This is a genomic window from Micromonospora sp. NPDC048986 (assembly GCF_040649335.1).
Classification (GTDB): domain Bacteria; phylum Actinomycetota; class Actinomycetes; order Mycobacteriales; family Micromonosporaceae; genus Micromonospora; species Micromonospora alfalfae.
Map to the genome: position 1 here is coordinate 43,814 of NZ_JBEZFJ010000010.1, position 24,067 is coordinate 67,880.

18 protein-coding genes and 1 pseudogene are annotated in these 24,067 nt (G+C 66.7%); 14 read left to right on the forward strand and 5 right to left on the reverse strand.

Annotated elements, in window-relative coordinates; all coding sequences use genetic code 11:
* Positions 1–102: 102 nt before the first annotated feature.
* The gene (locus AB0B94_RS20810) at positions 103–3,702 is read left to right on the forward strand and encodes a hypothetical protein (protein ID WP_357282361.1); all 3,600 of its coding nucleotides are present in this window, start codon (positions 103–105) and stop codon (positions 3,700–3,702) included.
* A 266-nt stretch (positions 3,703–3,968) separates the two neighbouring features.
* On the forward strand, positions 3,969–4,214 hold the full coding sequence (locus tag AB0B94_RS20815) for a hypothetical protein (RefSeq protein WP_357282364.1): 246 nt from the start codon (positions 3,969–3,971) through the stop codon (positions 4,212–4,214).
* Positions 4,215–4,808: 594 nt separating this feature from the next.
* Here AB0B94_RS20815 and AB0B94_RS20820 read toward each other — a convergent pair.
* Positions 4,809–5,900, reverse strand: coding sequence for a site-specific integrase (locus AB0B94_RS20820; RefSeq protein WP_357282368.1), 1,092 nt, complete (start codon positions 5,898–5,900; stop codon positions 4,809–4,811).
* Between the two features lie 217 nt (positions 5,901–6,117).
* Between AB0B94_RS20820 and AB0B94_RS20825 the strand changes: the two genes are divergently transcribed.
* Positions 6,118–6,444: a hypothetical protein gene (locus tag AB0B94_RS20825; protein WP_357282371.1), complete on the forward strand. Its 327-nt coding sequence runs from the start codon at positions 6,118–6,120 to the stop codon at positions 6,442–6,444.
* A gap of 83 nt (positions 6,445–6,527) precedes the next feature.
* Here the strand turns inward: AB0B94_RS20825 and AB0B94_RS20830 are convergent, their stop codons facing one another.
* Positions 6,528–7,445 carry a PIN domain-containing protein gene (locus AB0B94_RS20830; RefSeq protein WP_357282374.1) on the reverse strand — a complete coding sequence of 306 codons (918 nt, stop codon included), beginning with the start codon at positions 7,443–7,445 and terminating at the stop codon, positions 6,528–6,530.
* A 329-nt stretch (positions 7,446–7,774) separates the two neighbouring features.
* Positions 7,775–9,145, reverse strand: coding sequence for a hypothetical protein (locus AB0B94_RS20835; RefSeq protein ID WP_357282377.1), 1,371 nt, complete (start codon positions 9,143–9,145; stop codon positions 7,775–7,777).
* Positions 9,146–9,557: 412 nt separating this feature from the next.
* On the opposite strand from AB0B94_RS20835, the gene lexA (AB0B94_RS20840) reads away from it, so the two are divergent.
* Positions 9,558–10,208 carry a transcriptional repressor LexA gene (gene lexA, locus AB0B94_RS20840; protein WP_357282379.1) on the forward strand — a complete coding sequence of 217 codons (651 nt, stop codon included), beginning with the start codon at positions 9,558–9,560 and terminating at the stop codon, positions 10,206–10,208.
* 225 nt (positions 10,209–10,433) lie between these two features.
* On the forward strand, positions 10,434–11,270 hold the full coding sequence (locus AB0B94_RS20845) for a hypothetical protein (RefSeq protein ID WP_357282382.1): 837 nt from the start codon (positions 10,434–10,436) through the stop codon (positions 11,268–11,270).
* 12 nt (positions 11,271–11,282) lie between these two features.
* Here AB0B94_RS20845 and AB0B94_RS20850 read toward each other — a convergent pair whose 3' ends face one another.
* Positions 11,283–11,444, reverse strand: coding sequence for a hypothetical protein (locus AB0B94_RS20850; RefSeq protein ID WP_357282384.1), 162 nt, complete (start codon positions 11,442–11,444; stop codon positions 11,283–11,285).
* 483 nt (positions 11,445–11,927) lie between these two features.
* Between AB0B94_RS20850 and AB0B94_RS20855 the strand changes: the two genes are divergently transcribed.
* The 9 genes and pseudogenes from AB0B94_RS20855 to AB0B94_RS20895 all read left to right on the forward strand — a co-directional run bounded on the left by AB0B94_RS20855 (position 11,928) and on the right by AB0B94_RS20895 (position 22,192).
* Positions 11,928–12,551 (forward strand): endonuclease domain-containing protein, encoded by a 624-nt coding sequence (locus AB0B94_RS20855; protein WP_357282388.1) that lies wholly within the window; start codon positions 11,928–11,930, stop codon positions 12,549–12,551.
* Positions 12,552–12,651: 100 nt separating this feature from the next.
* Complete coding sequence (locus tag AB0B94_RS20860; protein ID WP_357282390.1) at positions 12,652–12,807, forward strand: hypothetical protein; 156 nt, start codon at positions 12,652–12,654, stop codon at positions 12,805–12,807.
* Between the two features lie 164 nt (positions 12,808–12,971).
* Complete coding sequence (locus tag AB0B94_RS20865; RefSeq protein WP_357282393.1) at positions 12,972–13,505, forward strand: hypothetical protein; 534 nt, start codon at positions 12,972–12,974, stop codon at positions 13,503–13,505.
* Entirely contained in the window at positions 13,502–16,402 is a 2,901-nt protein-coding gene (locus AB0B94_RS20870; RefSeq protein WP_357282396.1) for a tetratricopeptide repeat protein, read from the forward strand. The genes AB0B94_RS20865 and AB0B94_RS20870 overlap by 4 nt, the downstream gene beginning before the upstream one ends.
* A gap of 373 nt (positions 16,403–16,775) precedes the next feature.
* Entirely contained in the window at positions 16,776–17,114 is a 339-nt protein-coding gene (locus AB0B94_RS20875) for a transposase family protein (protein ID WP_357282397.1), read from the forward strand.
* Positions 17,099–18,217, forward strand: coding sequence for an ISAs1 family transposase (locus AB0B94_RS20880; protein ID WP_357282946.1), 1,119 nt, complete (start codon positions 17,099–17,101; stop codon positions 18,215–18,217). Before AB0B94_RS20875 ends, AB0B94_RS20880 begins: the two co-directional genes overlap by 16 nt.
* Positions 18,214–20,241: a hypothetical protein gene (locus AB0B94_RS20885; protein WP_357282399.1), complete on the forward strand. Its 2,028-nt coding sequence runs from the start codon at positions 18,214–18,216 to the stop codon at positions 20,239–20,241. The genes AB0B94_RS20880 and AB0B94_RS20885 overlap by 4 nt, the downstream gene beginning before the upstream one ends.
* Positions 20,242–20,933: 692 nt before the next feature.
* A pseudogene (gene lexA, locus AB0B94_RS20890) lies at positions 20,934–21,555 on the forward strand (transcriptional repressor LexA).
* Positions 21,556–21,619: 64 nt separating this feature from the next.
* Positions 21,620–22,192: a hypothetical protein gene (locus AB0B94_RS20895; protein ID WP_357282401.1), complete on the forward strand. Its 573-nt coding sequence runs from the start codon at positions 21,620–21,622 to the stop codon at positions 22,190–22,192.
* 1,265 nt (positions 22,193–23,457) lie between these two features.
* Here the strand turns inward: AB0B94_RS20895 and AB0B94_RS20900 are convergent.
* A complete protein-coding gene (locus AB0B94_RS20900) occupies positions 23,458–24,066 on the reverse strand; it encodes a hypothetical protein (RefSeq protein WP_357282403.1) in 609 nt (202 codons plus the stop codon).
* Position 24,067 lies beyond the last annotated feature (1 nt).

Here is a 24,067-nt window from a genome sequence, read left to right on the forward strand (position 1 = left end):
CCGGGCCTCTCCCCTGTGCCGCGCTGCAGCTGCAGCCCAGGGTGTGGCTGGGGCGGCGCGGCAGGCACCGCCTGTCGGCACATATGTGCGAAGATCGCCCGCATGCGCTATCGATATGAGGACCTGGGAGATCGGGAGTTCCAGCAACTCATCCAGGCTCTGCTGGCGCACTCGTTGGGACCGGGTCTGCGGGCCATGCCGCTAGGCAAGGCAGACGGCGGCCGTGACGCGGTGCACGCCGCGACCGTGTATCAGGTGAAATTCACGATCTCACCGGAGGCGATCACCAAGCCGGTCAAGTGGCTGCTTGACGCCGTCGATGGCGAGGCGGAGAAGATCCGTGCGTTGGCGCGGCGTGGCGCGCGGGATTACTACCTCATCACCAACGTCGGTGGCACGGGGAACCTGGACAAAGGCACCATCGATCAACTCGATGCGGGGCTTGAGGCCCGCGCGAAGGCTTGGTCGATTCGCATCACAGCCTGGTGGCGGGAGACCGTCGACGCGCAGGTGAGCGCCGCCCCTGCCGACCTGGTGCGGAAATTCGTTCGGATGCTGCCAGCGGATCAGATCTTGGCCCTGATAGGTCGGGACGAGTCGGAGGCTGCTCGCCGGCGGGATCGTGTGCTGCGCGCGTACCTGCTCGATCAGTACGAGGTTGATGATCAGGTTAGGTTCGGCGAGGTTGATCTCCTCGGACCATCGGTGTACAAGCTGTTCGTCGATGTCAAGGTGGCAAGTCGGGAAAGCTTCAGCGGCCCCTTTCGGCTGATGGCGCAGTTCAGCGGAGTCGATGCCGACCAAGTCGACAAGATTGAACCCCCGCGGACCGGCCAGTGGGAGACCGGTGCAGCGCGGCTGCTGCTGCACCCAGCGTGGCGCGGCAACGCCGTGATCATCGGGGGTCCTGGGCAGGGAAAGACAACCCTGCTGCAATACGTGTCTCAGGTGTACCGGTCCATGCTGCTGGAGCGGCACGAGTACCGCAACGAGCGATACGATCCGCACGTTGCCCGAACACCTTTTCGCGTCGACCTGCGGGCCTACGGGGAGTGGCTGGCGCGTGGAAACAAGAGGCGCAAGAAGGAGCCAGATCTCGCCGCGCCCTTGGAGGAGTACCTCGCCGCCCACGTCAGCGCGCACAGTGGCGGTCAGACGTTCACCATTGACGACCTGAGCGCTGTGTTCGCCGCCGGACCGGTTCTGCTGGCCCTGGACGGGCTGGACGAAGTCGCTGACCTGCGCCTGCGAGAACGAGTCGCGGAGCAGATCGCCACGACGGCACGGCGGTGGGACGGTCCAGACATCGACATAGTCATTCTGGTCACCACTCGCCCCGGAGCCACCGCCGCTCCACTCAAGCTCGGCTCCGCCTTTCCTGAGCTGGTGGTCCAGCGGCTGACGAAGCGGTTGCAGGTGGCCTACCTCAAACGCTGGGCCGAGCAGACTGGCCTGACCGTTGAAGCCACGAGCGCGCTGCTCAGACAGTTCATCGGCAACCTAGAGCTGCCTCATGTTCGGGAGCTGGCGGCCAGCCCCATGCAGATGGCGATCCTGCTGCATTTGCTGCAGCGGCGCAGCATTTTGCCCGAGCAACGCACAGAGCTGTACAAGGACTACGTGGAGGTGTTCTTCGACCGGGAGAGACCCAAGGAGCCGATGGTCGCTCAGCACCGCCGGCTGGTGCTGGCGCTGCACCGGTTCCTGGCCTGGCACCTGCAGACACAGGCGGAGCAGGGCAGCAGCAGCGGCAGACTCGAGTTGGACGATCTTCAGAGACTGGTCGCTGAGTTCCTCAGTAACTACGACGAGACTAGTCCGAACCTTGGGGCGCTGTTCACGTCCGTCACCTCGCGGGTCGTCTGCCTCGTGCAGCGCAGCAGGGGTTTCGAGTTTGAGGTGCAGCCGCTGCGGGAGTACTTCGCAGCCTGCCACCTGGCTGAAGGAGCGCAGCCGCGAGGCCTGGGGACAAAGGACGCGCGGCTGGCGGAGATGATGAAGCGTCCTTATTGGTCGAACGTGCTGCGCTTCTTCGTCGGTCTGCTGTCCGAGGCCGAGATCAAGAGCCTGCCGACGACCATTCGAGAGGTCCGGGCGAACGCCCCGTTCGACGTCCTCCCGCTGACCCGCGCCGTCCTGGTGCAGCTACTGCGCGACCGGGTCTACCAGGACTTCACCGCTGTGGCGGTGCGCGGCGCGGTCGAAGCAGCTCTCGAAGGGCCTGGCTGCGTGCTGGCCGAAGATGGGTTGCTGGATGAGACCGGGAAGCCACTGGTGCTCGCCCCGGGTGTGGGAGCCGCCCAGATCGCCGTGTACGCGCGCTCGCGGTTGGAAACCGAACCTGACCAGGCGCACCGCGACGCGCTGGGTCGGCTGCTATTCCGTCACGAACCGGCGCAGCGCACCCACAGCTGGTGCTGGGGCGATGGCATGCGCCAGCCGACCATGAGCTGGTTGCGCACCGCCGCGCACCTGCGCGCCCTGTCAGGGATGAACACCTGGCGGGCCGCACACGTGCTGTCCTGCGCCAGCGGCGCAGCCCTACTCGCCGCCCGAGAGCCTGTCCTGCCGCTCTTGCTCGACGCCGGCAGCGACGTCGAGAGCGGCCCCCTCGCGCAGGCGTGCGTTGCCGACCTCGGCGACGGGTACTGCCACGACCGCCGCCCTGACGACGGTTCAACCTTCCTTGAGCAGCTCCACGCCAGCTCCCACCCGGACGGCTTCTACGCGAAGCGACTCGCAGCTCTCCGCGCCGCCCACAGCGGCGAAGCAGCCGTGCGCCGCCGCCAGCGCCGCAGCACCCCGCACATCGGTGACCCCACGGTGCTCCTGTCCGAGTTGAGGGCCGCAGAATCGACCGAGGACTGGGCGACCGAGGAGGCTTGGGCGCACCTGCTGAATGTGCTCGCCGGCGGGTTCGGCGACAGCTGGCTGCTGCGGGAAGCGGTGCTAGCCGCACCAGACGGCCTTACCGTCACGATGCCGGCCGAGCCTCAGCTCGCCGCTGGCGCTACTCCAGCCGCCATCGCTGCGTGGCTGCGCCAAGCCCACCACCACAACGACGACACCGCATGGTGGCTGGACAGGGAGCCCGAGATCGGTGATCGCCTTGCGGTCCGTACGTGGATCCTGGCTGTCGCTCTCTTCGCCCGAGCGCAGGTGGTGCAGGCGTGCATCCCACAGATGGACGCCATCCTGGGCCGACTCACAAACCATGAAATCGCCACCGTGATGGCCACCGCGCGGCGTTTCACCGTTCACACCTCGCCCCGTCGCCTCGACCTGTATGCGCCGCTGCACAATCGGCTGATCACGCCCTCGGCGCTCACCGCACTTCTGCTGCACCTCACCGCGTTCGACTCAACCCAACCCGAGCTGCTACGGATCATCGCCAACAACGTCAGCGACGTGCTCACGGTGCGCAGCGACGTGACCGTTCTTGCCCTGTCCGTCGTGGCTGACCACACCAAGCCGCTACGACCAGCGCTGCTGGCCGGCACCCGGCCGCACCTCGCCGCAGGCATGCTCAGCGACGCCCGCGTCGGAGCCGTCACCACCGTCACGGCAAGTCGCATCCTCAAGCAACCCCAGCAATGGCCACCAGACGTGGTCATCACCGCTCAGGTGGTCCTGTCCAGCGCCCTGTCCACTCTGCCCGCACTCGCCGACATCGCCAGCGAGAACAACTGGTTCAGCGATTAGTGCCTGCTGGCGTCCCGCACCGATCAGGAACCTGACGCACCGCGACGCCGGGTGGTTACGGTGAGATCGGACGGCCGCCGAGCGGTGAGTCTGAAGGCCGCCGTCCGTCTGGTTGCCGCCCGCTGGCGCGACACTCGCCCCTGGCGATCTCAGAGAACCACATCGGGACCGGCGCAGCTGGTGCCGACTAATCGACGCGCATGTTCGTAATCAACGCCCCGGGCCCGCGTGGGTCGCTGACCAGTCACCGCGAGAGGATCTACACCATGCCTATCCCCGCCGAATGGCTCGAGGCCCAGTCAGCGCCCGGCTACATCGTCTGCGCGCACCGCATCTGTACCAAGAAGGCGAGGCCCTACGTCACCGACCACGTCTGCTGCGGCAACGCCAAGCACGATGCCGCCCACGAGGCCAACCGCGCCGTCAAGCAGCCTCCTGCCGAGGTCTACGGGCTCGGCGACCTGCGCGCTGACGTGGCCGCCAGAATCCGGCGTCGGCTCGGGCGTCGCTGAGACGTTCACAGCCGCACACAGATGAGCCACGCGCTCCTCCGACGTAGGCACCGCTGGTCCTTGGGGTACACCCGTCGCAGCCGTGAGCCGGATGCGTCCGACGTTAGTCAAGGCGCTTAACCAGGGCGGCGCCGAGATCGACTACGCCACGCGTTCGCCACCAACGCCTGCAAACTTGGAAGTCCTTTTAAGAATGGCAGGACGCCATGGGTCTGACCGCCCTGCGTGGAGCCTGGCAAGGCCCGCGAGGAGATACACGATCAGCTCAGAGCTCGGTGCTCATCGCCGCCGCCCGCTTCGTCCTTTACTCGGCTGGACGTACGCCACGACGGCGGCGACCATCAGGAGGGCAAAGACGGCACCCACGATGCCGCCCGCCTTCTCGCCCGCGATGATGCACGGAGCGCACACAACGGCAACCGCGATCCGGCCGGCCTTCGTGCCGGGGCTTCGCTTCGCTGTCGGCTGCTCCGGCCATGGCTCACCTGGCCCCGGTCGGTAGCGTGGCCTGGCGCGCGGCGGTAGCTCCTCTGCGCCCATCTTGGCTCACTCCAGTTCGGATATCCGGAATCGTCAGGAACCGCTCCGGCTCCATCAGAGACCGACGTCAGTAAGGGCGTTATCCTCCCACTGGTCGGCATCCTCGATGTACCCGGCCAGCGTCGCGGAGCCGTCCTTCCACCCGCCGTGCCGGGCGATCCGCAGCGGGTTCTTGCCCCGCCGATGGGTTTCGGTGGCGAACCCGCGGCGCAGGGAGTGACCGGAGAACGCGGAGGCGGCGTCCAAACCGGCGCGCAGCGCGGTGCGGCGAACGATGATGGCTACGGCCTGGCCGGTGATGCGACCACTCGCTTCGCCGCGCCCGTGCGGCACCCGGCCGAGGTTGCCGTACCGGTCGATGCGACGGAACACCGGTCCCGACGTCTCCCCGCGGGCGGCCAGGGCGTCCAGCCATGCCTGCATCGTGCGCACGGGGCAGGTGGCCGGTCGCGAGGTGTAGGGCAGGGCGGTGCTGCGGCCCACGGATTCCTTGTCGGTCTTGGAGCGTCGGATGGCGATCTGCAGGCCGTGGCCGGTGAAAGCGAGGTCAGCGATGTTGAGCGCCGCGAGTTCGCTGCGCCGGGCACCCAACGCGAAACCGACCACGATGAGGGCCCGGTCGCGCACCCCTGCCAGGGTGGAGACGTCGAGGGTGTCGACCATCGCCCGCAGCGCTGTAATGGTCAGCGCCTTGGCCTTGCGTACTCCTCGGCCACCTTCCGCGAGCTCGGCGCGGTGCCGGCGCACCACCGCGCGCGCCGGCCGGGTGTGGGGCGGCGGGAGGTCGGCGGCGGCGTGGGCGACGGCGATGGCCGCCATGGCGCGCTCGATCGTGGACGCTGCCTTGCCTTCGTCGGCGAGGTGCGAGACGTACTCGGCCAGGGTCGCCGCGGTGGCCGACAGGTGTGATCGTTGGTGGTCGTCGCACCAGTGGGTGAAGCGGCGCCAGTCCCCGGCGTAGGCCCGCCGCGTCGACGCGGGCACCGACTCGCGGATGCGCCGCCGCGCCGCTTCCGACAGCTGCTCGTTTGGATCGATGAAGATGGTTGGGTCGGCGCTCCCCAGGGCCTCAATCTCATTCACGAGAAGGAACGTTATCGTGAATGAATAACGGCCCCCGACGACACGCCGCCGATGGTCGTCCAACCGAGCTACCGTCCACTACGGTTCGTCTCCCTCCTCATCCGAGATGACGGTTCCTGCATGGACACCTTCGAGGGCATCCGCGTCTACGCCGCCGGGAAGATCACCAAGAACGGGTGGCGGCACACCCTGTTCCCCATCGTCGACGACATCGAATACGAGAACGCCGACCGGATGCCATGGCCGGCGGAGGTTCGCATCGCGCAGCCTCCCGGGCGCTGTGTACGTCGGCCCGCACTTCATCAGCGACGACCACGGCTGCTACCGCGGCGAGAACAGCCACGGCGTCGCCGCCGGCGGCATCGCCTGCGCCGCCTACCCCTGCCTGTCCCGGCCCGAGGTCACCCAGCGGTGCCTGGCAGCGATCCGTGGCAGCCTGGTGGAGATCGGCTACGCGCGGGCGCTGGGCAAGCAGGGGCACGTGTGCACCCAGGCCGGGCGCAAGGAGCTGGAGGATCTACGGTTCGCCGGGCAGATCGCCACCGCCCACGGTGAAGCGGCCACCGCCGAGGAGGCGTGGGCCGACTTCCGGCTGCGGCTGAGCTGAGTCGGGTCGAGGCGTAACAACGCCCCCGACCGTCTGGTCGGGGGCGTGCGTCCCGGGTCAGGCCGCCATTGCGGAACTCTCCATCACTCCCCGGCGTTCGCCCGTGGATCGGGAACCTGCCCGCCGCGCTGCCGCTGTCGCTTCTGCTTTGGGGGTTCCTTCTTTGGCTGCTCGAGGTGGTGCACCTTCAATCCGGCGTAGCGGCCGCGCATTGCCATGCCCGTGTCGTAGGTGACTAGCCGGACGGGCCGGCCGGCGAGAGCTTGCACGTCGATGGCGCGGTCGACGATTTCGTTGTCGTTGTCCGGGAGCCGGACGTGGCCCGGTGGGTCGAGGAGCACCTCGACGGTCACGTTGCCGCGCGCTTTCTCCTCGACGGAGAAGTCCTTCGCCCGGATCAACCCGCCCGCCTTCCGAGTGATGCGGTCAATGTAGGAGACGGAGTACCCCGCGCGGTATCCCCGCTCGCCGTGCTGCCGCTTGCCCTTGTCGAGCTCGTCGACCACGACCAAGGGCACGATGATGTGGACGTCCTCGAAGCCCAGGTACAGGTCCCCGGCGATGTCCCAGTCCTCGATCTTCTCGGGGTGCTCCATGTAGATGTTGGTGTCGAGCACCAGGAGCTCCCCGCGCCGGTCGAACCGCTTCACTTGCTCGGCCAGGTCGTCGAGTGCGGCCTTAAAGGCGCTCATCCGTTCGTCCAGCTGCGTGGAGACGAGCCCATTGATCAGCCGATCCCCCACTGGCCGGGTGACAAACGCGCCGGCCGCCGCAAGCACCACCTCGTAGGCCTTGAGCGGCACCAGGTACTCGAGCTCGGCCGACCGAATCAGGTTACGCAGGCGCCGCTGCGCCTCGTGGCACCAGTCGAGGTAGGCAAGGGCGCGCTGCAGCGCTTCGTTGGGGCCGCCGCCGCGGAGGTCTGTGATCTGCTGGTAGACGTCGGCAAGGCCGGAGCGGAGGACCTCGCGGTCGCCGCCGGGCAGTGGTGTGATGAGCACGCCGAGATCCTTCACCGCGGCGACGTGGGCGCGCCACCCTGAAACGCAACTCCCAGCGAGCCATTCGGTGTCGCGGATCTTCGCCCCTGCCCCGCCCCTCGCCCGCGATGGAAAAGGTAAGGGGCATTCACGGCCGGCGCGGGCGGTGAGCCTGGCCCTGCTCCGGGCAGGGGTCACGGCCGACCCCGTGCTGCGCCGGCCGGTCGCGCCGATGCTCGCCACGCCGGTCGACGCCGTGCCGAGAGCCCTGACCCCATTCACCAGCCCAAGTGGGACGGGTGGAGGTGCATCGCCGAGCACGTGGAGCCCTGGGGCGGGGGCGGCCGCGACTATGGGGTGGCGGTGAGAGCGAGCTCCAACGCTCGGTAGGTGTAGTAGCCGGGTGCGGCGGTGTCGCCTTCGTGTTCCCGGGCCCGGGTTAGGAAGTTCTGGAAGGCCTCGGTGCGCGCCGGCCCCAGGTGGGCAGTCTGGTTCCACAGGTCGACGGCGATGGTTTCCATCAGGTTCGCGGTTCGACACTGGTAGTTCTCGACCCAGGCGGTGAGCGCCGCGCTGAGGATGTCGAGGGTCAGGAAACGGGCGTGCTTGACGAGAAGTTGCCCTACCTGTTCTCCCACCCGCCAGGCGCCGGCCTGCGTCAGATAGCCGGGGATCAGCTCGGCGAAGTACCGGTCCGGGTGCGCTCCGGCGACCGTCATCTGGTCCCACCAGCTGTGGGCGAGAAAGTGGGCCTCCAGCTTGGGCAGCCGTTCCCGGACAAGCGGGCTGCGCACGAGCGCCAAGGTTGTGATCGCCTGTACTGCTGTCAACTGTCCGGGTGTGCTGACGGGGACCTGCACGACCAGGTCTTGCAGCCGGTTGGCCAGCCCTTCGTCGACGAGGTCCCAGAAGTAGTCCTCGTCGGCGAACCGGATGAGCGCCCGCGTCTGGGCCGGGCCGTCGATGGTGCGGAACTTGTCACGCTGGCCGGTCACGGCTTCTCGGACGAGGGCCCGGTTGCGGGCAGCGAACGCCTCCAGCGCGACCGCCATCCGGTCGGCGTGCTCGATCGCCGGCAGCAGACCACCCGGGTCCAGCTCCAGCAGGGCGCTCTTGGCGGCGAGCTGGATGATGCGGCGTTGGGCGGCGGAGCGGACGCGGTCGAAGAATGCTGCCTGTAGGTGCGCCGGTGTCGGGGAAAAGCTGGAATCGCAGATGTAGCTTTTGAACTCATCGAGTGCCCGGCTGCCCTGCATCGGTGGATGGGTGAGCAGGGCGGTAAGCGCGACGACGAGATGCCCGCGGGCCACTTCCGCGTGGGGCTCGTAGGTGCCGCCGTGCAGCCGCAGGGACGGATGCACGCAGAGGTTGCGGTCCTCCTGGATGCGGCTGAGCTCGTGGGCGTCGATCGCGTCGATCAGTTCGAACTTCTCTGCGTCGGTGAGCAAGTCGGCCTCGATGGCCTGCATGGCTTTGACGCCTTCGCGGTTGAGCCCGTGTGCCTGGGCGTTGGTGACGGCCGTGCGGAACGGGATCGCAGTCGAGTCGCCGTCGTCGGCGAGCCCGATCAGCTTCGTGATGATGTCGGCGGTGACGGCGGTCCACGTCGCGGCGATGCTGGCCCGAAACGCGCCAGTGTTGTAGCAGCGCAGCGCCTCACCGGCTAGGCGCCGGGTCTCCGGGCTCCATACCTGATTGACCAGGGTGTCTAGGTCCGCCATCAACTGCCTCCGCCGCCTGCCAAAATCGAAAACGCCATCTCACCATCTCCCGCACTCGTTTCCGGTGTGGGGGTGGTGGCAGCCGTCGTTCGTCTCGCGGACCTTCGAGGCCATGGGCCTTGCGCAGCCGGTCGGGATGGCGGCACACGGTAGAGCCGAGCCTCCATCTCCCGAACGAGACCAGCCCCAATGCACGGGCGCTTATTGGTGGATACGAACCTGCCACAGCCGGACAAGTGTTCGTGGATGACGACGATCGGCGAAACGCCGACTACACCCACACCTGCCTCATGACGCACCTCTGGGGTACGACTTCACCGCCTCCCGGCCGCTAGCCCGAGGGGGTAGGGGACCCGAGCCGGTACCGGGCGTCTTGGTACACCCGTTCTAAAGTTGGTTGTATTGTCCTGGAATGACAATCACCGCTGGCGCCGAGGCCGAGCCGCCCCACATCAGTGCCAAGCAGCAACGCATCCTGACTGTGATACACGATTGGATCCAGCAGCACGGCTACCCGCCCACGGTGCGCGAGATCGGTGCAGCAGTCGGGCTTGGCTCCCCCTCGTCCGTTGCGCACCACTTGAACATGCTGGAACGGCGTGGCCTCCTGCGTCGTCAGGCCAACGCGTCCAGGGCGGTCGACATCCGCAGGGCGCAGGTTGGCGCTGCGTCCAACGAAGCAGACGAGCCAGGTGTGAAAGTTCCGGTGCTTGGCACTATCGCTGCTGGTGCCCCGATCCTCGCTGAGGAACATGTGGAGGACGAGCTGGCGCTGCCTCGAGCCCTGGTAGGGCACGGCACGTTGTTCGCTCTGATGGTTAAGGGCGATTCCATGATCGAGGCGGCAATCTGCGACGGCGACGTCGTGATCGTGCGCCAGCAGGCAGTTGCCGAGAATGGCGACATCGTTGCCGCCATGATCGAGGGAGAGGCGACGGTCAAGGCCTACCGGACCTGCGACGGTCGCGTCGAGTTGGTCCCGCGAAATCCATTCTACGAGGTGATCTCCGCCGAACACGCGGTCATCCTGGGCAAGGTCGTCTGCGTGCTTCGGCGCGTCTAGCGTCCGGCCGACGTCTGCTGACCGGGCGTCGGCGCCGTCCTTCCGTGGGCGCGGCCGCTCACGCCGCCATCATCGCCGAGGCCCGTCGTGCCGATGTCGTTCACTCTCGCCTCCCGCCACGTCGCCGCAGGGATGGTCTCGTCAGGCAGCTGCTTACATCTCGGTGGTGGATCACGTGCGAGGGTAGTCCACACTGGGCCGGTTACGCGCTGTCAGGAGGCAGTGATGAGGAGTCGAACCCCCAAGTCGGCGAGCCGGCGCCGCACAGGCATCCCCGCGGGTACGGCGCAGGGAACGAAACGTCGAGATTCGTGGACGCGTATCGGCGTTGCGCTGTCGCTGCTGATGGCCTTGGCAGGCCTCGCGGCAGACTTCTTCGACGTTGTGCGCACGCCCGCAAGGCCTGCCCCGACCCCCACGGCTACCCCCCAAGCCGAGCGGTCGCCGTCGGAGCAGTTCCAATACCAGGCGACCGTGCAGGACGGCCGGCGGGACTTGTTCAAGGGCGAACTCCACGTCACCACCGACCGGACCGAGAAGGTCGCTGAGTGGTTCGCCGTAAGGGTCCTCATCTGCGGGCCCGCTAACAATGACGAGCTATGCCTCTACCCGGCGGAACTGGCTAGCGTGGGCGCGGCACCGCGGCGCCCGTCGACCAGTATGACCGTGCCAGCCGGCGGCCGCGTCGGAGTCATCCTGACTGCGCCTTACTCCGATATCGAGATCAAGGATGACCTAAATCCTGAGGGGTCCGCCCAGCCGCTCACCGATCCCACCGACGCCGCTACCTGGTGGTGGAACGTCCGCGCCAGCAAACCTGGCACGTACGAGCTGAGAGGCGCGGTGTTCGTCCTCGCCGCAGAGACGGACCGGGAACTGGTCACCCGGGAAACCTTCACCATCAGACTGACGGTGGAGAGAACGGCGGAGTACACCGCCAAGAAGCTCTGGACCATGACCCTGGACGTCACGAAATGGTCGGTGCCTCAGATCATCACCATCCTCGCCGCGTTTATCGGTGCAGGCGCGTTCGCAGCGTGGATTCGGCGCCGCCTCCGCTGATCCGCTGATCCGCTATTCGTCATCTCCGGGCACCGCCACTACCTGCGGACGGATCCAGCGGCGCTGCGCGTGCTCCCGCGGCGGTCTCGTGGCCATGTCCCGCCAGATCCCGTCGACCGCCGCCAGCTTCTCCTCGTCCGTCAGCGCCGCCCTGCCCGGCAACACCTTCGTCATCTAAGACTGGGTGAAGCCGACCGCCCGCTAGAAACTCGAGATCGCCGGCTACGGCTACATCCGGCTGGTCAACGAGCCCCCGCTTTGCAACACGCCGGCACCCACGCCGACGCCGTCGCCGCTGGCGCCCACTACCCCGGCGGCGCCGGGGTAGTGGGCGCACTCCGCGCCTGATCCCACCACCACGACAAGCGAGCCCGTCCTGGACCTGGTGACCCACTCCTCCGAGCTCGGCTCAGACGACGGGCTGGTCATCGGCGGGCTGGCCGGCCTGCTGGTGCGCTCAGCCCCGCCGCGGCGCTCCGTCTCCGCCGCCGGACGCCGTAGCAGCGTCAGGCCGAGTTGATCGGACGCATCCTGCGGGGTGCCCCGACTTCTTAGCGGCGGGAGACGGGCCGCGGGACGCGTACGACGTGCCGGACCTCGGCGCGGAGTTGCGCGCCGAGGCGCGGAGCGGCTATCTCCACTGTCAGAATCCGGCGTGTGGCCCTTGTCGACGCCCGCCTACTCGGGTTGGTTGCCCCTCACCGCACCTTCGATGTGTGCTGCCTAGACACCCCGAAGAAGGCGCTGCAGCGGCACCGCCTCACTGCCCCTCGGTACCGGGAGTTGCTGCGGGCTCAGGGCGGCGGGTGCGGAGTCTGCGGCACGTCGGCGTGGCGCCACCCGGTCGGGTTGGTGCCCCTTCCAGTCGACCATGATCACTTGTGCTGCCCGGGCCGTGATTCGTGCGGCCGGTGCGTACGGGGACTGTTGTGCGCCGGCTGCAACGGGTTCCTCGGCCTGGTCGAGATACACGGCAACGCAATGCTGCGGCCAAGGACGTGGATCGAATCTGCCCGCGCTTACCTAACCTACGCCGGCGTCGACCCGTGGGAGATAGACCGGTTCGTCGCCAAGGGGCGCATCCACCGAGACCGACGAATCAGAGCTGGGATCGACTGCGGCTGCTACCACTGCACCGGTGACCCCGAGGGAGCGGGTGGATGGATCGCCACGGCGATCGCCGCCGGTGAACCGGTGTGGGACAAGATCATCCGGCGAACCGCGTCGCAGAATGCGAGAGCCCGCGCGCTCGGGTTGACCTTCGCCGACAACGACCTGTGAGCCGCCTCCGCGATCCTCCACCTCGCTAGCCGGACACGCATTCGTTGTCGCGGATCTTCGCCCTCCCCCACGATGCGAAGGTGAGGAGTGTTCACGCCCGGTGCGGGCGGCGAGCCCGGCCCGGCGTCGGGCCGGGCCGACGGGGGACCCTGTGCTGCGCCGGCCGGTCGCGCCGATGCTCGCCACGTCCGTCGACCAGATGCCCGAAGGCCCCGACCTCATCCACGAGCCGAAGTGGGACGGGTTCCTTAACTGAACGCCAGCGGAGGAGCCGATCGGGCCTGCGCACCTGTTGGTGGACCAGTTGCGCTGGCTGGAGTCCGAGTGCCTGCGGCCGGAGCCGGTGACCATCCGGGATCTTCAGCGGTACATGGCAGCGGTAGGTGCCGAGTACGCCGGCTCGCTCGGGGAGCCACGGCGATGAGACTGACGCAGCCTCTACGCCGGGCGCCATTCCTCGACGAGACGGTGCTCTGGCCGATGCGATGGACAGTGGTCCATGATGGTGCGATGGGGCGTGCGAGCGACAACCGGATCTGGCGGTCCATCACGGTGGTCATCACCGGCCTACTAGTTGCCGGAATCGGAGTGTTCCTCGCAGCCGAGGGGTTGGACAACGCCGACAAGTGGGCCAGCATAATGGCGTTGTTTGTCGCGATTGCGGGGCTGGGTCTCTCCGTGTGGGGCGGGTTCGTTGCGAATCGGGGCATGGCCAGACAACGGTTACACGGGTCGATAGTCGGTGGCGGAGTGGCGCAGGTGCGCGGGGCCCGGGGCAGCGTGCACATCGGCCGAACGGCCGACGACTTACCTCATCCCCTAGCCTCCGTCGCCGGGGCTGCTCCATTGGGGCCCACGATCGACGGCGGTGATCAGTCGGTTACGAATACTTGGACGGCCGGACCGGTACGGCAAGTCGACGATGTCGGCGGCGACGTGGACATCGACAGGTGAGCCCGCTTTGGCGGCCTTCGGCCGCGCAGACGGTATCCCAGAGCGTCGTTCTCGGCGACTTGATCCAGGTTTCACATGTCGAGGGCAGCGTCACGGTCGGTACTGAGCTACCTGCCTACCGGGTGGTACCGGCAAATCTTGAGCCGGTACCGCTCTCGCTTGAGCGCGCGCAGGCACAGCCCAGCCGTCTTCTGCTTGCCCGCCACCAGATAGTGCCGTTCGCCGGGCGGAGCCAAACCCTCAATGACCTGGCCATCTGGATGCGTAGCCCCGAGCCGGTAGCGATACGACTGATTCACGCGGCCGGCGGCCAAGGCAAGTCTCGCCTCGCCTCGGAATTCGCAACACAGTACGCGAGTGCGGGCTGGACCGTGTGGCAGGCGACACTCGGGCCCGCTCCGCGGCCACAGGCACGAGCCCTAAATCTCCCCGGCGGGGCAGTGCTAGCGATTGTTGACTACGCCGACCGCTGGCCCTTCTCAACGCTGCTGGCGTTGCTCGCTGCAATGCAGCAGTGCCATGCAGAGGCCGGGGTGGTGGTTCGCGCACTGCTGCTGGCCCGGTCGGCCAAGCACTGGTGGCCTGCTGTAGCCGATCGAGCTGAGGCCGACTTGCAGGCCGCCACGGACGCGTTTGCGCTGCCCTCGCTTGTTGGCGAGAACCGTAATCCCGACGCTCTTTTCATTGCTGCGGCAGACCGCTTCGCCGGCGCGCTGGGATCGCAGCATGTCGGCGGGTGGCCGGTACCGGACCTCGACGGGCCGGCGTTCACCCGCCTACTCGCGATCCACATGAGCGCCCTCGCGACGGTTGAAGCATTGCGCCACGGCGATTCCCCGCCAACATCTTCTTATGCGGTATCGGCCTACCTACTGCGGCGTGAGCAGCGCTACTGGCACGAGATGTGGACCCGCGAAACTTCGCTGTCCACCTTGCCTCAGACGATGCACAGGGCTGTCTTTATGGCGACGTTGATTGGAGCGTTGCCGAGGCTCGACGCCAGACGGGCACTAGTTGGCGCCGCCCTAGCTACTGACGTCACGGCGGCCGACAAGATCATTGACGACCACAGCGTGTGCCACCCGCCGACCGACCCGGAAATGGTGATGGAGGCGTTGCATCCGGACCGGCTGGGCGAGGACTTCATCGCACTCTCCGTACCCGGCCATTCTCACCACGATGCCGGCATCACTGACGACTGGACCCAGACGGCACCGGCCGCGTTTCTTGTCGGGCATGGAAAAGCGCCGGTGTCGACGGTGAACGCCATCAGCGTTCTGGTAGAGACAGCGCGTCGGTGGCCCCATGTCGCCACTCGCGTACTATATCCACTCGTGCGTGCTCACCCGCACCTGGCATTAGCCGCAGGAGGAGCAGCCGTCGTCCGCCTCACGGGTCTACCCAGCATCGACATAAGAGTTTTGGAAGCCCTCGAGCCACTGCTGCCTGATGGACCGCACCTTGATTTTGATGTTGCAGCCGCTGCCGTCAGCGATCGGCTTACTCACCATCGCCTCGCTCGGACAAGCGATCCTGCTGAACGCGCCCACCTGCACAACATTCACTCTCTTCATCTGGCCAAAGCCGCACGGCATCAAGAGGCGCTTCAGGAGACCGAAGAAGCCATTAACCTTTATCGTGAGGTGACCGAGAAAGACGTGGCGGCCCTGCCTCAACTGGCGGAGGCGCTTAACACCCGCGGCGTTCTTCTGTCAGCGCTAAGTCAACCACAGGAGGCGCTGGCACCCACCGAAGAAGCAGCGGGCATCATGCGACTTCTCGCCCAAGCGGACCCTGCAGCATGGGAGCCTATGCTTGCCGCGACGCTGACGAATCTCGCCGTCCGCATGTCGGAGCTTGACCGGTGGCCAGAGGCATTACCGGCGGACATTGAGGCGCTGGAAATCTACCGGCGTTTGGCCAAGTCGGACCCACATCGCTGGGAACCTCAGCTTGCCATGTCACTGACCAATACCGCCGTGCGTTGGGCAGCGTTCAACCAGTTGGGCGAAGCCCTAGCCGTGGCCCGAGAGTCTGTGGCGATCCGCCGTCGGCTGGCGACTGCCGAGCCGGACGCTCACCTAGCCGGCCTTGCGAGATCTCTGATCAACCTCGGTGCATGGCTCTTCGAGTCGAAGCAGGCAACGGAGGCCCTGAGTCCGATACGGGAGGCCGAGGGAATCTTCCGGCAGCTCGCGACAACGCATCCGGCCGTTCACCTTGCTGATCTCGCGACGTCGTTGACTGCTCTCGGCAACGTCATGGTGCAGTCGAAGCGGGCGGCGGAAGCGCTCCCCATTCTAGAGGAAGCGGTCGTATTGTGCCGCTCAGATCATGAAGCTGATGCCGAGGTGAGTTCTGCCATGCTCATTCTTGCCTTGAGCCTTCTCGGCGCAGCGCTCCTAGAGGCAGGTAAGCCGGAACGAGGGTTGGTCACACTCGAACAAGCATGCGAGGCTCGTCGGATCAGAGCTGCCTCAGGCTCTGCGACTTCACTTTCTGAATTGGCCTCTTCACTGGCCAACTTGGGACTCCGGCGGGTGCAGTCAGGTCAGCAGGACCAAGGGCTGGATGCAGTCGAAGAGGCGATAGAGGTTCGTAGGCGGTTGATCCAACTGGGATACGACGGCCACTTGCGTGAGCTGGCACTCTTACTATGGGCATATGCCGAGTTGTGCGTAGGATCGCAGCTCAGAATTCCGCAGGCGCAAGAGGCCGTGGTTGAGGCAATTTCTATTTACTTATCACCGGCGGTAGTCGATCCAGCATACCAACATCGGTTGATTGAGATGTACCGCACGAAGGCCACGATTCTGCAAGAACTTGGCCAGACTAGCGCCGCAAACGCGCTGTGGCTCATCATCGACGGCTTCTTCATGGACGAGGAGGAGGGCTAGATCCGCAGCCGCAATCTCACTGAGAGACGCTCACTGGATGCCCGGACGTACGCAATTCGACACGACCGCAGTTAAGGGCCATCGCAGGGTGATTGCGTAGTCGGTGGGCAGGCGCCCTGAGCTGGTGATGTGGATGGGTGAGTGCCTCTGTGGAGGCCGGAAGAGCGGGTGAGGTCGCGTCGGTGATCATGGAGTTTTCTACGCTTCACGACACCCCGAAGACCCCCCGCCGATGTCATCATGCCCGATCCCCGCACTGTCCGCCGTCGCCGGCGGTACCCGTGACACAACACCACCTGCGGTTGCCGAGACTGAGCGCGCGGGGTTGATGCAGGCCCTGTCGACGGTCCCGGATCGCCGCGACCCGCGTGCGGTGCGGTATCCGCTGCCGGGTCTGCTCGCGGTCGCGGTGTGCGCGGTCCTGGCCGGCGCGTCGTCGTTCGCCGACTGGCTGCACGATCTGGACGAGCAGGCCCGCGACCGGCTCGGCTTCGATCATCAGGTGCCGGTGGGCACGACGATTTGGCGGCTGCTGACTCGCCTGGATGACGGGCTGCTGTCCACCCTCCTGGCCGGTTGGCTGACCGCCCGCGCCCGGCCGGTGGCCACGTCCCGGCCACGCCGGTATCGGACGGTGATCGCCGTGGACGGGAAACACTTCGGGGTGCCCGTCGTCCCGGTGGCGGACACGTCCACCTGCTCTCCGCGCTAGACACTAGCGCCGGCATCGTCCTGGCCCAGGTCACCGTGAGCGCGAAGAGCAATGAAATCCGTGCGTTCGCGCCCCTGCTCGACGCGATCGAGACCGTGCTGAGCACCCTGACCGGCCTGCTGTTCATCGCCGACGCGCTGCACGCCCAGACCGCCCACGCCGACGAGATCGCCGTGCGCGGCGCTCACCTGATGATCCCCACAGAAGGCAACCAGCCCACCCTGGTCAAGTCGCTCAAATCCCCTACCCTGGCCCGACGTCCCCCTCGGCGACCGCCGCCGCGACACCGGGCACGGCCGCCGCGAGACCCGCACCGTCAAAACCATCACCCTGCACAACCCCGGCGGATCAGGTTTCCCCACGCGCAGCAGGCCATCCGGATCATGCGGACCCGCACCACCGGCGCAAAGACCAGCCGCGAGACCACCTACTTCACCGTGTCTCTACCCGCCGAGCAGGCCCAACCCGCCGACCTGCAGGACTGGGCTCGCCGCGAATGGCACATCGAGAACCGCGTCCACCACGTTCGGGACGTCACGTTCCGTGAAGACCTCCACCAGGCCCGTACCGGCACCGGACCTGGTGTCCTGGCCAGCCTGCGCAACACCTCGATCGGCTACCACCGCACCAACGGCGAGGCCGACATCCCCGCGCCATCGGCATCGTCAGCCGCTCTGCCGGTGGCGAGCGCGCCGGCCCCTGATCGCGAACGCTGCCATCGAGCAGCCGCTACCCGCAAAGGGCCATCTCGGCGGCCTTTCAGGAGTGACGGACCCACAAAGGACTGCTATAATCGCCGATGCCTGCGACGCGTGAAGCGATGCAGGGTCGCCGCGGGACTCACTTCCTCGGTAGGCAACGTGGAGGCTCGCTTCCTCACGCCGCAGATCCTGCCGAGTGCCACGTTGCCGCCGAAGACCACATCGGGGCTTGCTCCGACAGCGTTGGAGGGGATGCGCTCGACGGCCTCGGTCGTCCGACCTCCCGGGCACGGATTCCACACCAGATGTGGCACTCCGGGAGCGGACGAGACGACCAACGGCAGTCCTATCGTCTCGACCTCTTTCGGCGTGCCCGAGACATGCCAGGAGGCATCGAGATGACCACAACAGCCGATGAGCCAGTCGCCGTCCACGACCACGTTCCGCCCCGCCCCGTGAGCAAGCTCCCGGAACTCGCGCCGATCGCTGCACGCCGCAAGGCAGCCGAAAAGCTGATCGAGATCTTCAACCTCGATGAGGCGGCCGCGAGCACTATCGCTGACGCAGTTGTCGATCCCGCCGAACTGCGCCGCTCAATTGAAACCCCTACCCAATTGGCCATCACCGGCGGCACGCTCCTCGCCGTACGGGCGAAGGTCTGGACTCGCCGTACCCTGCCCGACATCCGCAACCCGCGAATCGGAACCGCCCGTCGCCACCCCATCGCCGTCGAGCCCGGCACCGATGAGGAGTCTCGCTTCGCGCCGGTCGGTGACCCGACCAGCGACGGCACCACCCCCCACCTCACGGTCGAGGTCGAGTCGGCCGAGCACATGCGATGGGCTTCAGGCCTGGCTGCTCGCGCCGTCATCGAGGCCAATGACTGGCGATACTCCATCCGCAACCAGGGCGTGCTCACCGAAGTGTGGCTGGTCCCCACACGGTACGAACACACCGAGGACGGCAGCCCTGCGCTGTGGGCAGTGACCACTGCTGAGGGTTCCTCCCGCACGACCGCCGCCCACGACGTTCTCGGCGTTGGCAACAGCGTCGACGCTGTCGTGACGGCCGCCTCGGACACGTACATGCGCGGCCGGATCAAGGAGTTGAACACCGCCTTCGAGCAGGGCCCCACGATCAAGCAGTCCGAGGCGCTGCGCTGTGAAACCCTGCCGGCGCTCATCCTGGTCGGCTACCAGCCCCTCAGCGGAGGACCGGACCGGTTCTCATCAGCGGTGAAATCGCTCGTGGCGCTGCGTCACGTCGATGCGCCGAAGGCGTGGGGCGACGGTCCCGAGATGGAGTCCCTCGCCGATGAGGCCCTGGCTGTCATGGAGGACCGCGGCATCCTCACGCCCCTGCGGCGCCGCTGGTTCGCCGGTTCGATCAGCCGTGCTCAGGCGAACGCAGCTCACCTGCCCACCGACCAGGCCATCCGGGCGGCTGAGATCATCGCCCAGTTCACCAGTGACGACCAGCCCGTGCGTGACGCGATCCGGGACGCCGTCACCCGCCAATCGACCCGCAAGCGGATCACGAAGAACGTTCGGGTGAATCTCGCTGTCGCCCTGATCGTCCGGGCTGTCGCCGGCGAAGGTGCCAACCCGGACCGAGTCCGCCGCTACATGCAACACGGATTCGTCGCCGTACGCGACAGGTACTTCAAGCCCACGCACCGCGACGCCGACGTGGTCCTCGCCGATGCCCTCGACGAGCTGGACCGGGACCCTGCTGGTGACCCGGGGCCGGCCCGTCTCGACCTCGCGGCCCGCTCTGCCTACCCACTTATCGCCACACTGTCGCTTTGGGCCGACCGCGGCACGCAGAACAACCCGAACGCCGACGACCGGCGGCGCCCCGGGGAAGTCATCGACACCATGCTCACGTCGAGGCTCGGCATCCAGCAACTGCACCGGGCGATCGTCGACCACCACGATGGCCGCTCAACGCTGCGTGCGGTCAACGAAGACGGAAGCATCCGCCGTACCGAGGACCGCGCCCAAGACCAGATTCTTAACGACGTCTACCTGCGCTCGACGTTCCCGAAGCCAGGCTCGCCGCAGCGGCCGACCACCACTGACACCCCCGACGACGCGCTACGGGACGCCGCCGCACAGCTCGGCGCTGCCGTGCGGTCTGTCGAAGACGCCATGGCCGCGATCCGTGCGGTCAAGGCGCTCGACGGAACCGACCATGTCGAGACGGTCGGGGCCGACCGTAACCACGTCAAGGAGTGGAAGAACGTCCTGGATGAGGCCACCTCGGACCTAGAGTTCTGGGGCCGGATCTGGGAGCGGCGCAACCGCGGAGCCCGGGCTGCCGCTCGGCGCGATGATAACTGGGAAGCCGAGTACGACGACGACACTGACCGCGCGATCGATACTTGGGAGGACGAGGACGCCGACAGCCTTGAGGCCGTAAAGTGACCCCGTCCCGCCTCGCGTCGCTTGCCGCCTACGCCGGCGACAAGCTCCATCCCGACGGGCCAGCTGGGCCAATGCCCTTCAGCCCGAATATCAGTGTCCACTCACGCAACGCGGTCTACCTCGTGTGCGGTTGGTCCGGGAAGATCCTCTACGTCGGCTCCACCACCGTCGGCGTCCGCACGCGCTTCTCTCAGCACCTCGGGAGCCTGACAAAGACACTCGACTGGGCGAGCGTTTACATCATTCCGCTCAGGGATGGGACCCCCGAGAAGGAGCTGCGCCGAGTCGAGGGACGTATTGGGCTCGCAGTTGGGCCTGAGCGGAACAAGGCGTTGCCTCGCATCGCCGTCGGGTCCTGAGCTGAACTGTGTTGCGCTGGCCCTGTGCACCAAGGGCCAGCGCAACACATGGCGATAAACCTGGGCGGATCTGAAGTCCGCCCGGCGGCCAGCCCGACCTCGAGGCATCGTTGCCTTCGTGAAGGCTGAACGATGGCCTCACGGTCGCGCTCCATGATTCTGCGACTGACTGGTCACGGAGATCTGGTCACGAGAATGCGGGCCGGCGAGGCGCTCAATGCCGTCTCAAGCGCGGAGGGCGCAACGCCCCCGTTCGGGCCTGACCCGCTCCGCATTAGCACATGTGATCTAATTCGTAGTATCGTCGCTGGATGACGTCCTTCGAACCGGCACCTGATCCGCCCGGGCCCGCGACAGCAGCACATCCTCTCCGTTATCGGTGATTGGGTCGAGCGGCACGGCTATCCACCTACAGTGCGGGAGATCGGCGCGCAGTCGGGCTGCGTTTCCCATCGCCGGTGGCGCACCCCCTGAAGGTGCTTGAACGCCGCGGCTTGTTACGCCGAGACGCCCGCTCGCCTCTGGCCGTTGACGCCCGACCATCGGCTGACTTCGCCGTGCCGACGGATCCCGGCCCGCGGCCGGGTGTTCGTGTGCCGCTGCTGGGTGCCATCGCCGCGCCGGCACCCCGATCCTGGCAACGGAGCACGTGGAGGAGATTCTCACCCTGCCCTCCGAGTTGGTCGACCGCGGCACGTTGTTCGCTCTGCACGTCCAGGGGGAGTCGATTGAAGCCGACATCGCCGATGGGGACGTCATCGTCTTGCGGCATCAGGTGGTGGCCGACAACGGCGACATCGTCGCGGCAATGATCAACGACGAGGCGACCGTCAAGGTCTACCGCACTGGCGATGGAAAGGTCGAACTCATGCCCCGCAACCCGCTCTACCCAGTGATCCCCGGAGACCAGGCGGTGATCCTCGGCAAAGTTGTCTGCGTGCTACGGCGTCGCTAAGCGTGGCCGGGTGCCTTGCTGATGCCCTCGCCAAGCACCTGGTTCCTCTAGGCATGCGCGGAGGATGGTCAGTCAGGCGCTGAGCCTGGTCATCGCCGAGGAGCTCAACGCCACCATTGGGCAACTCGTCAACTTCTGGGCAGAGACACGCAGCAAGGGCGATCCCATGCGGTCCCCCGCTGTGCCCGCTCTGGCCGACATGCTCTTCGTGGGCCGCAGTGCCAAGGTCGACGTGCTGCCATCAGGCAGATGCTCGCCGCTCGCGCGATCACCGACCCGAGGCACGCGAGACCTTCGACATCCATCCGGTGCCTCGCTCGGTACACGGCCACCAACAGAGGATCCTTGTTCCAAACGCGGCCATGCCGCACGCCTCGCGCACCCTCGGCCGATGGAAGATGTCATCGGCGGGCAGGCGAGCAAAACTCACATTGCCTACCTCACCGCGAGCGAGCTCGGCAGCTTGCATTTCCCCGGGTGCACGGGGACATCGCAGGCCATCGGCACATCAAGCCCTGCCGGGGATTTCCTGACGCTGCAGCAGGTGGTAACACCGGAGTTCTCTCCCGATCCCACGAGACGGCTTCAGCGTCGGGGGTGTGGTACCCAGGGCGCGCAGCAAGCAAGAGAACGCTGATATGCGCGTGGCAGGATCCGGAAACGCGGTGCGAGACCGCCATAGGTAAGGATTAGGCGGCGGAGTAGCCAACCGAGACCGGACCCGATAAATCTCCGTCACCCTGTCGCAGACTTCTTCGGGGTGCAGGTAGCCTGCAACTTGGTAGATGTCCAACGACACTGGACGAGCATCCAGTGTCGTTGGACGAGAGGGAAGACCCCCGCCCCTGGTTTCTCAGGCGAGAGGCGGGAGCCTCCGCAGTGGGCCTAGCTGAGCCTGTGGGTTCAGTTAGGCCCGCAGCCGTGTCCGGACAGGGTCACTGTCAGACCGGCTAGGTAGGCGAGCACCTTCAAGATCAGTGCCAGCCACTCCCCGACATCCCGCCACCGGTCGGCGCTGGTCCGTCGGTTCCTCTTCGGGCCCGAAAGCCCCTTGCGGCGCGTTGTCACTCGCCGTTCCTCCCCGAGATCATGGGCCGGGGGACCGTCCCCCGTACGTCGAGACGAGCCCGTGCCCGCCTTGATCTCGGTGACCAGTTCGGTCTGTGTTGCGCTGGAAACACCATACCGACTGGCTCCGCCCGAACCGTCGCTCCACGCACCCTCCCAACACGGCTGCCTGATCGGGTTGGTACATGCGTGCGAATCCAAGGGTTAGTCGCAACATCCGTACGGGCGACAATCCGCGATACAGGCCGCGAATCGTCCAGCCCTGCGAGACCTCGGGCCTAGGGGCTCGGGATCTCCTTATGCAGCTCCAGCAGGTTGGCGATGACTTTGCACATCTCCCCCGTCAACGTCGACGATGTCGCTCCGGCCGAGGTGCCGCCACGCATAATCCCGTCAGTGAGAGGAGGCGGGGCGGGGCAACTCACCCCGCGATGAAGATGTCGTTGTTGAATCCGCCCGCCCTCTTGGTGGTCCTGCGTCGGTCGGGCTCAACGGTCCGCCACCTTCTGCCGCCCCCAGACCAAGCCTCGCCGTTGATCCCGGACGACCTCCGCGACCCGACCGTAGGCAACGCGGCCTGACGTCCGACGCCCGCTCTGGCCGACAAGGCAGCACAGCCGTAGCAGCCGGTCAGCACCGGATGGGACTGCTCTCGCTGCTGTGCAGGGTGAGGCGGCCGCCTCAACGGCGGGAGAACATTTCGTTCGCCGATGCGGGTCTGGCCGGGGTAGAGCGGGCTTGTGGTAGCAGCGCCTCTACTCACTTGGGGCCTGTCGCCTAGGTGACAGTTCGCCCGGTAAGGGCACGTGCGTGAGGCACACTCCCCCCGAGCAGTCACGCGACCGTGAGTGCTCCGACAACTACCGATTGCGGCGCAGGTGGCAATTGCGGGCTGGTGATGTCGGCGCTTCGGCAGCCGATCTCGTTGTGGCGGCGAAGCCGCCTGATGATGCTGGAGCCCGGACGGCAGACCAGTACGAGTGGCAGGCGGTGATGGCTGCCGCTGATGGTCTGAGCCTGTACCTGACGGCTCTTGACGCGCACGGCAACCTCGACGATGGCGACGACGGCCGGCTGCTCTGCGAGTATCACGAGGACTGGGTTGCCCTGCGTAACGGGAATGCGGAACTGGTGTCCGCGAAACATCCAGGGTTGGCCTTCGGCGCCTACAGCACCCTCAATTCGTTGGCCGGTGACGGCGGTGTCGCGCACTTGTTCGACCGCTGGTTGGCGATGCAGGAGAGGCCCGCGTGTCGGCTGGTCACCACCGCCGGCATGTCCGGAGAGCCTCAGCAGCTCATCAAGTTCGCCGAGTTCGCCCGTGATCGGCGTGTCGCTGGCGGGACGTTCATCGCCGGCGGCCCTGAGATCACGCTGCTCACCAGCTTCGGCAAGAGCTTGCTCAAGCGCACTGCGACGGCCTCGCCACCCGGTGGAAACCAAC

Coding starts and splice junctions, on each gene's coding strand:
- AB0B94_RS20815 (WP_357282364.1), top strand. CDS start 3,969: ATGCCTATCCCCGCCGAATGGCTCGAGGCCCAGTCAGCGCCCGGCTAC.
- AB0B94_RS20835 (WP_357282377.1), bottom strand. CDS start 9,145: ATGGCGGACCTAGACACCCTGGTCAATCAGGTATGGAGCCCGGAGACC.
- AB0B94_RS20895 (WP_357282401.1), top strand. CDS start 21,620: ATGGTCAGTCAGGCGCTGAGCCTGGTCATCGCCGAGGAGCTCAACGCC.
- AB0B94_RS20865 (WP_357282393.1), top strand. CDS start 12,972: ATGAGACTGACGCAGCCTCTACGCCGGGCGCCATTCCTCGACGAGACG.
- AB0B94_RS20850 (WP_357282384.1), bottom strand. CDS start 11,444: ATGACGAAGGTGTTGCCGGGCAGGGCGGCGCTGACGGACGAGGAGAAG.
- lexA (WP_357282379.1), top strand. CDS start 9,558: ATGACAATCACCGCTGGCGCCGAGGCCGAGCCGCCCCACATCAGTGCC.
- AB0B94_RS20810 (WP_357282361.1), top strand. CDS start 103: ATGCGCTATCGATATGAGGACCTGGGAGATCGGGAGTTCCAGCAACTC.
- AB0B94_RS20845 (WP_357282382.1), top strand. CDS start 10,434: ATGAGGAGTCGAACCCCCAAGTCGGCGAGCCGGCGCCGCACAGGCATC.
- AB0B94_RS20885 (WP_357282399.1), top strand. CDS start 18,214: ATGACCACAACAGCCGATGAGCCAGTCGCCGTCCACGACCACGTTCCG.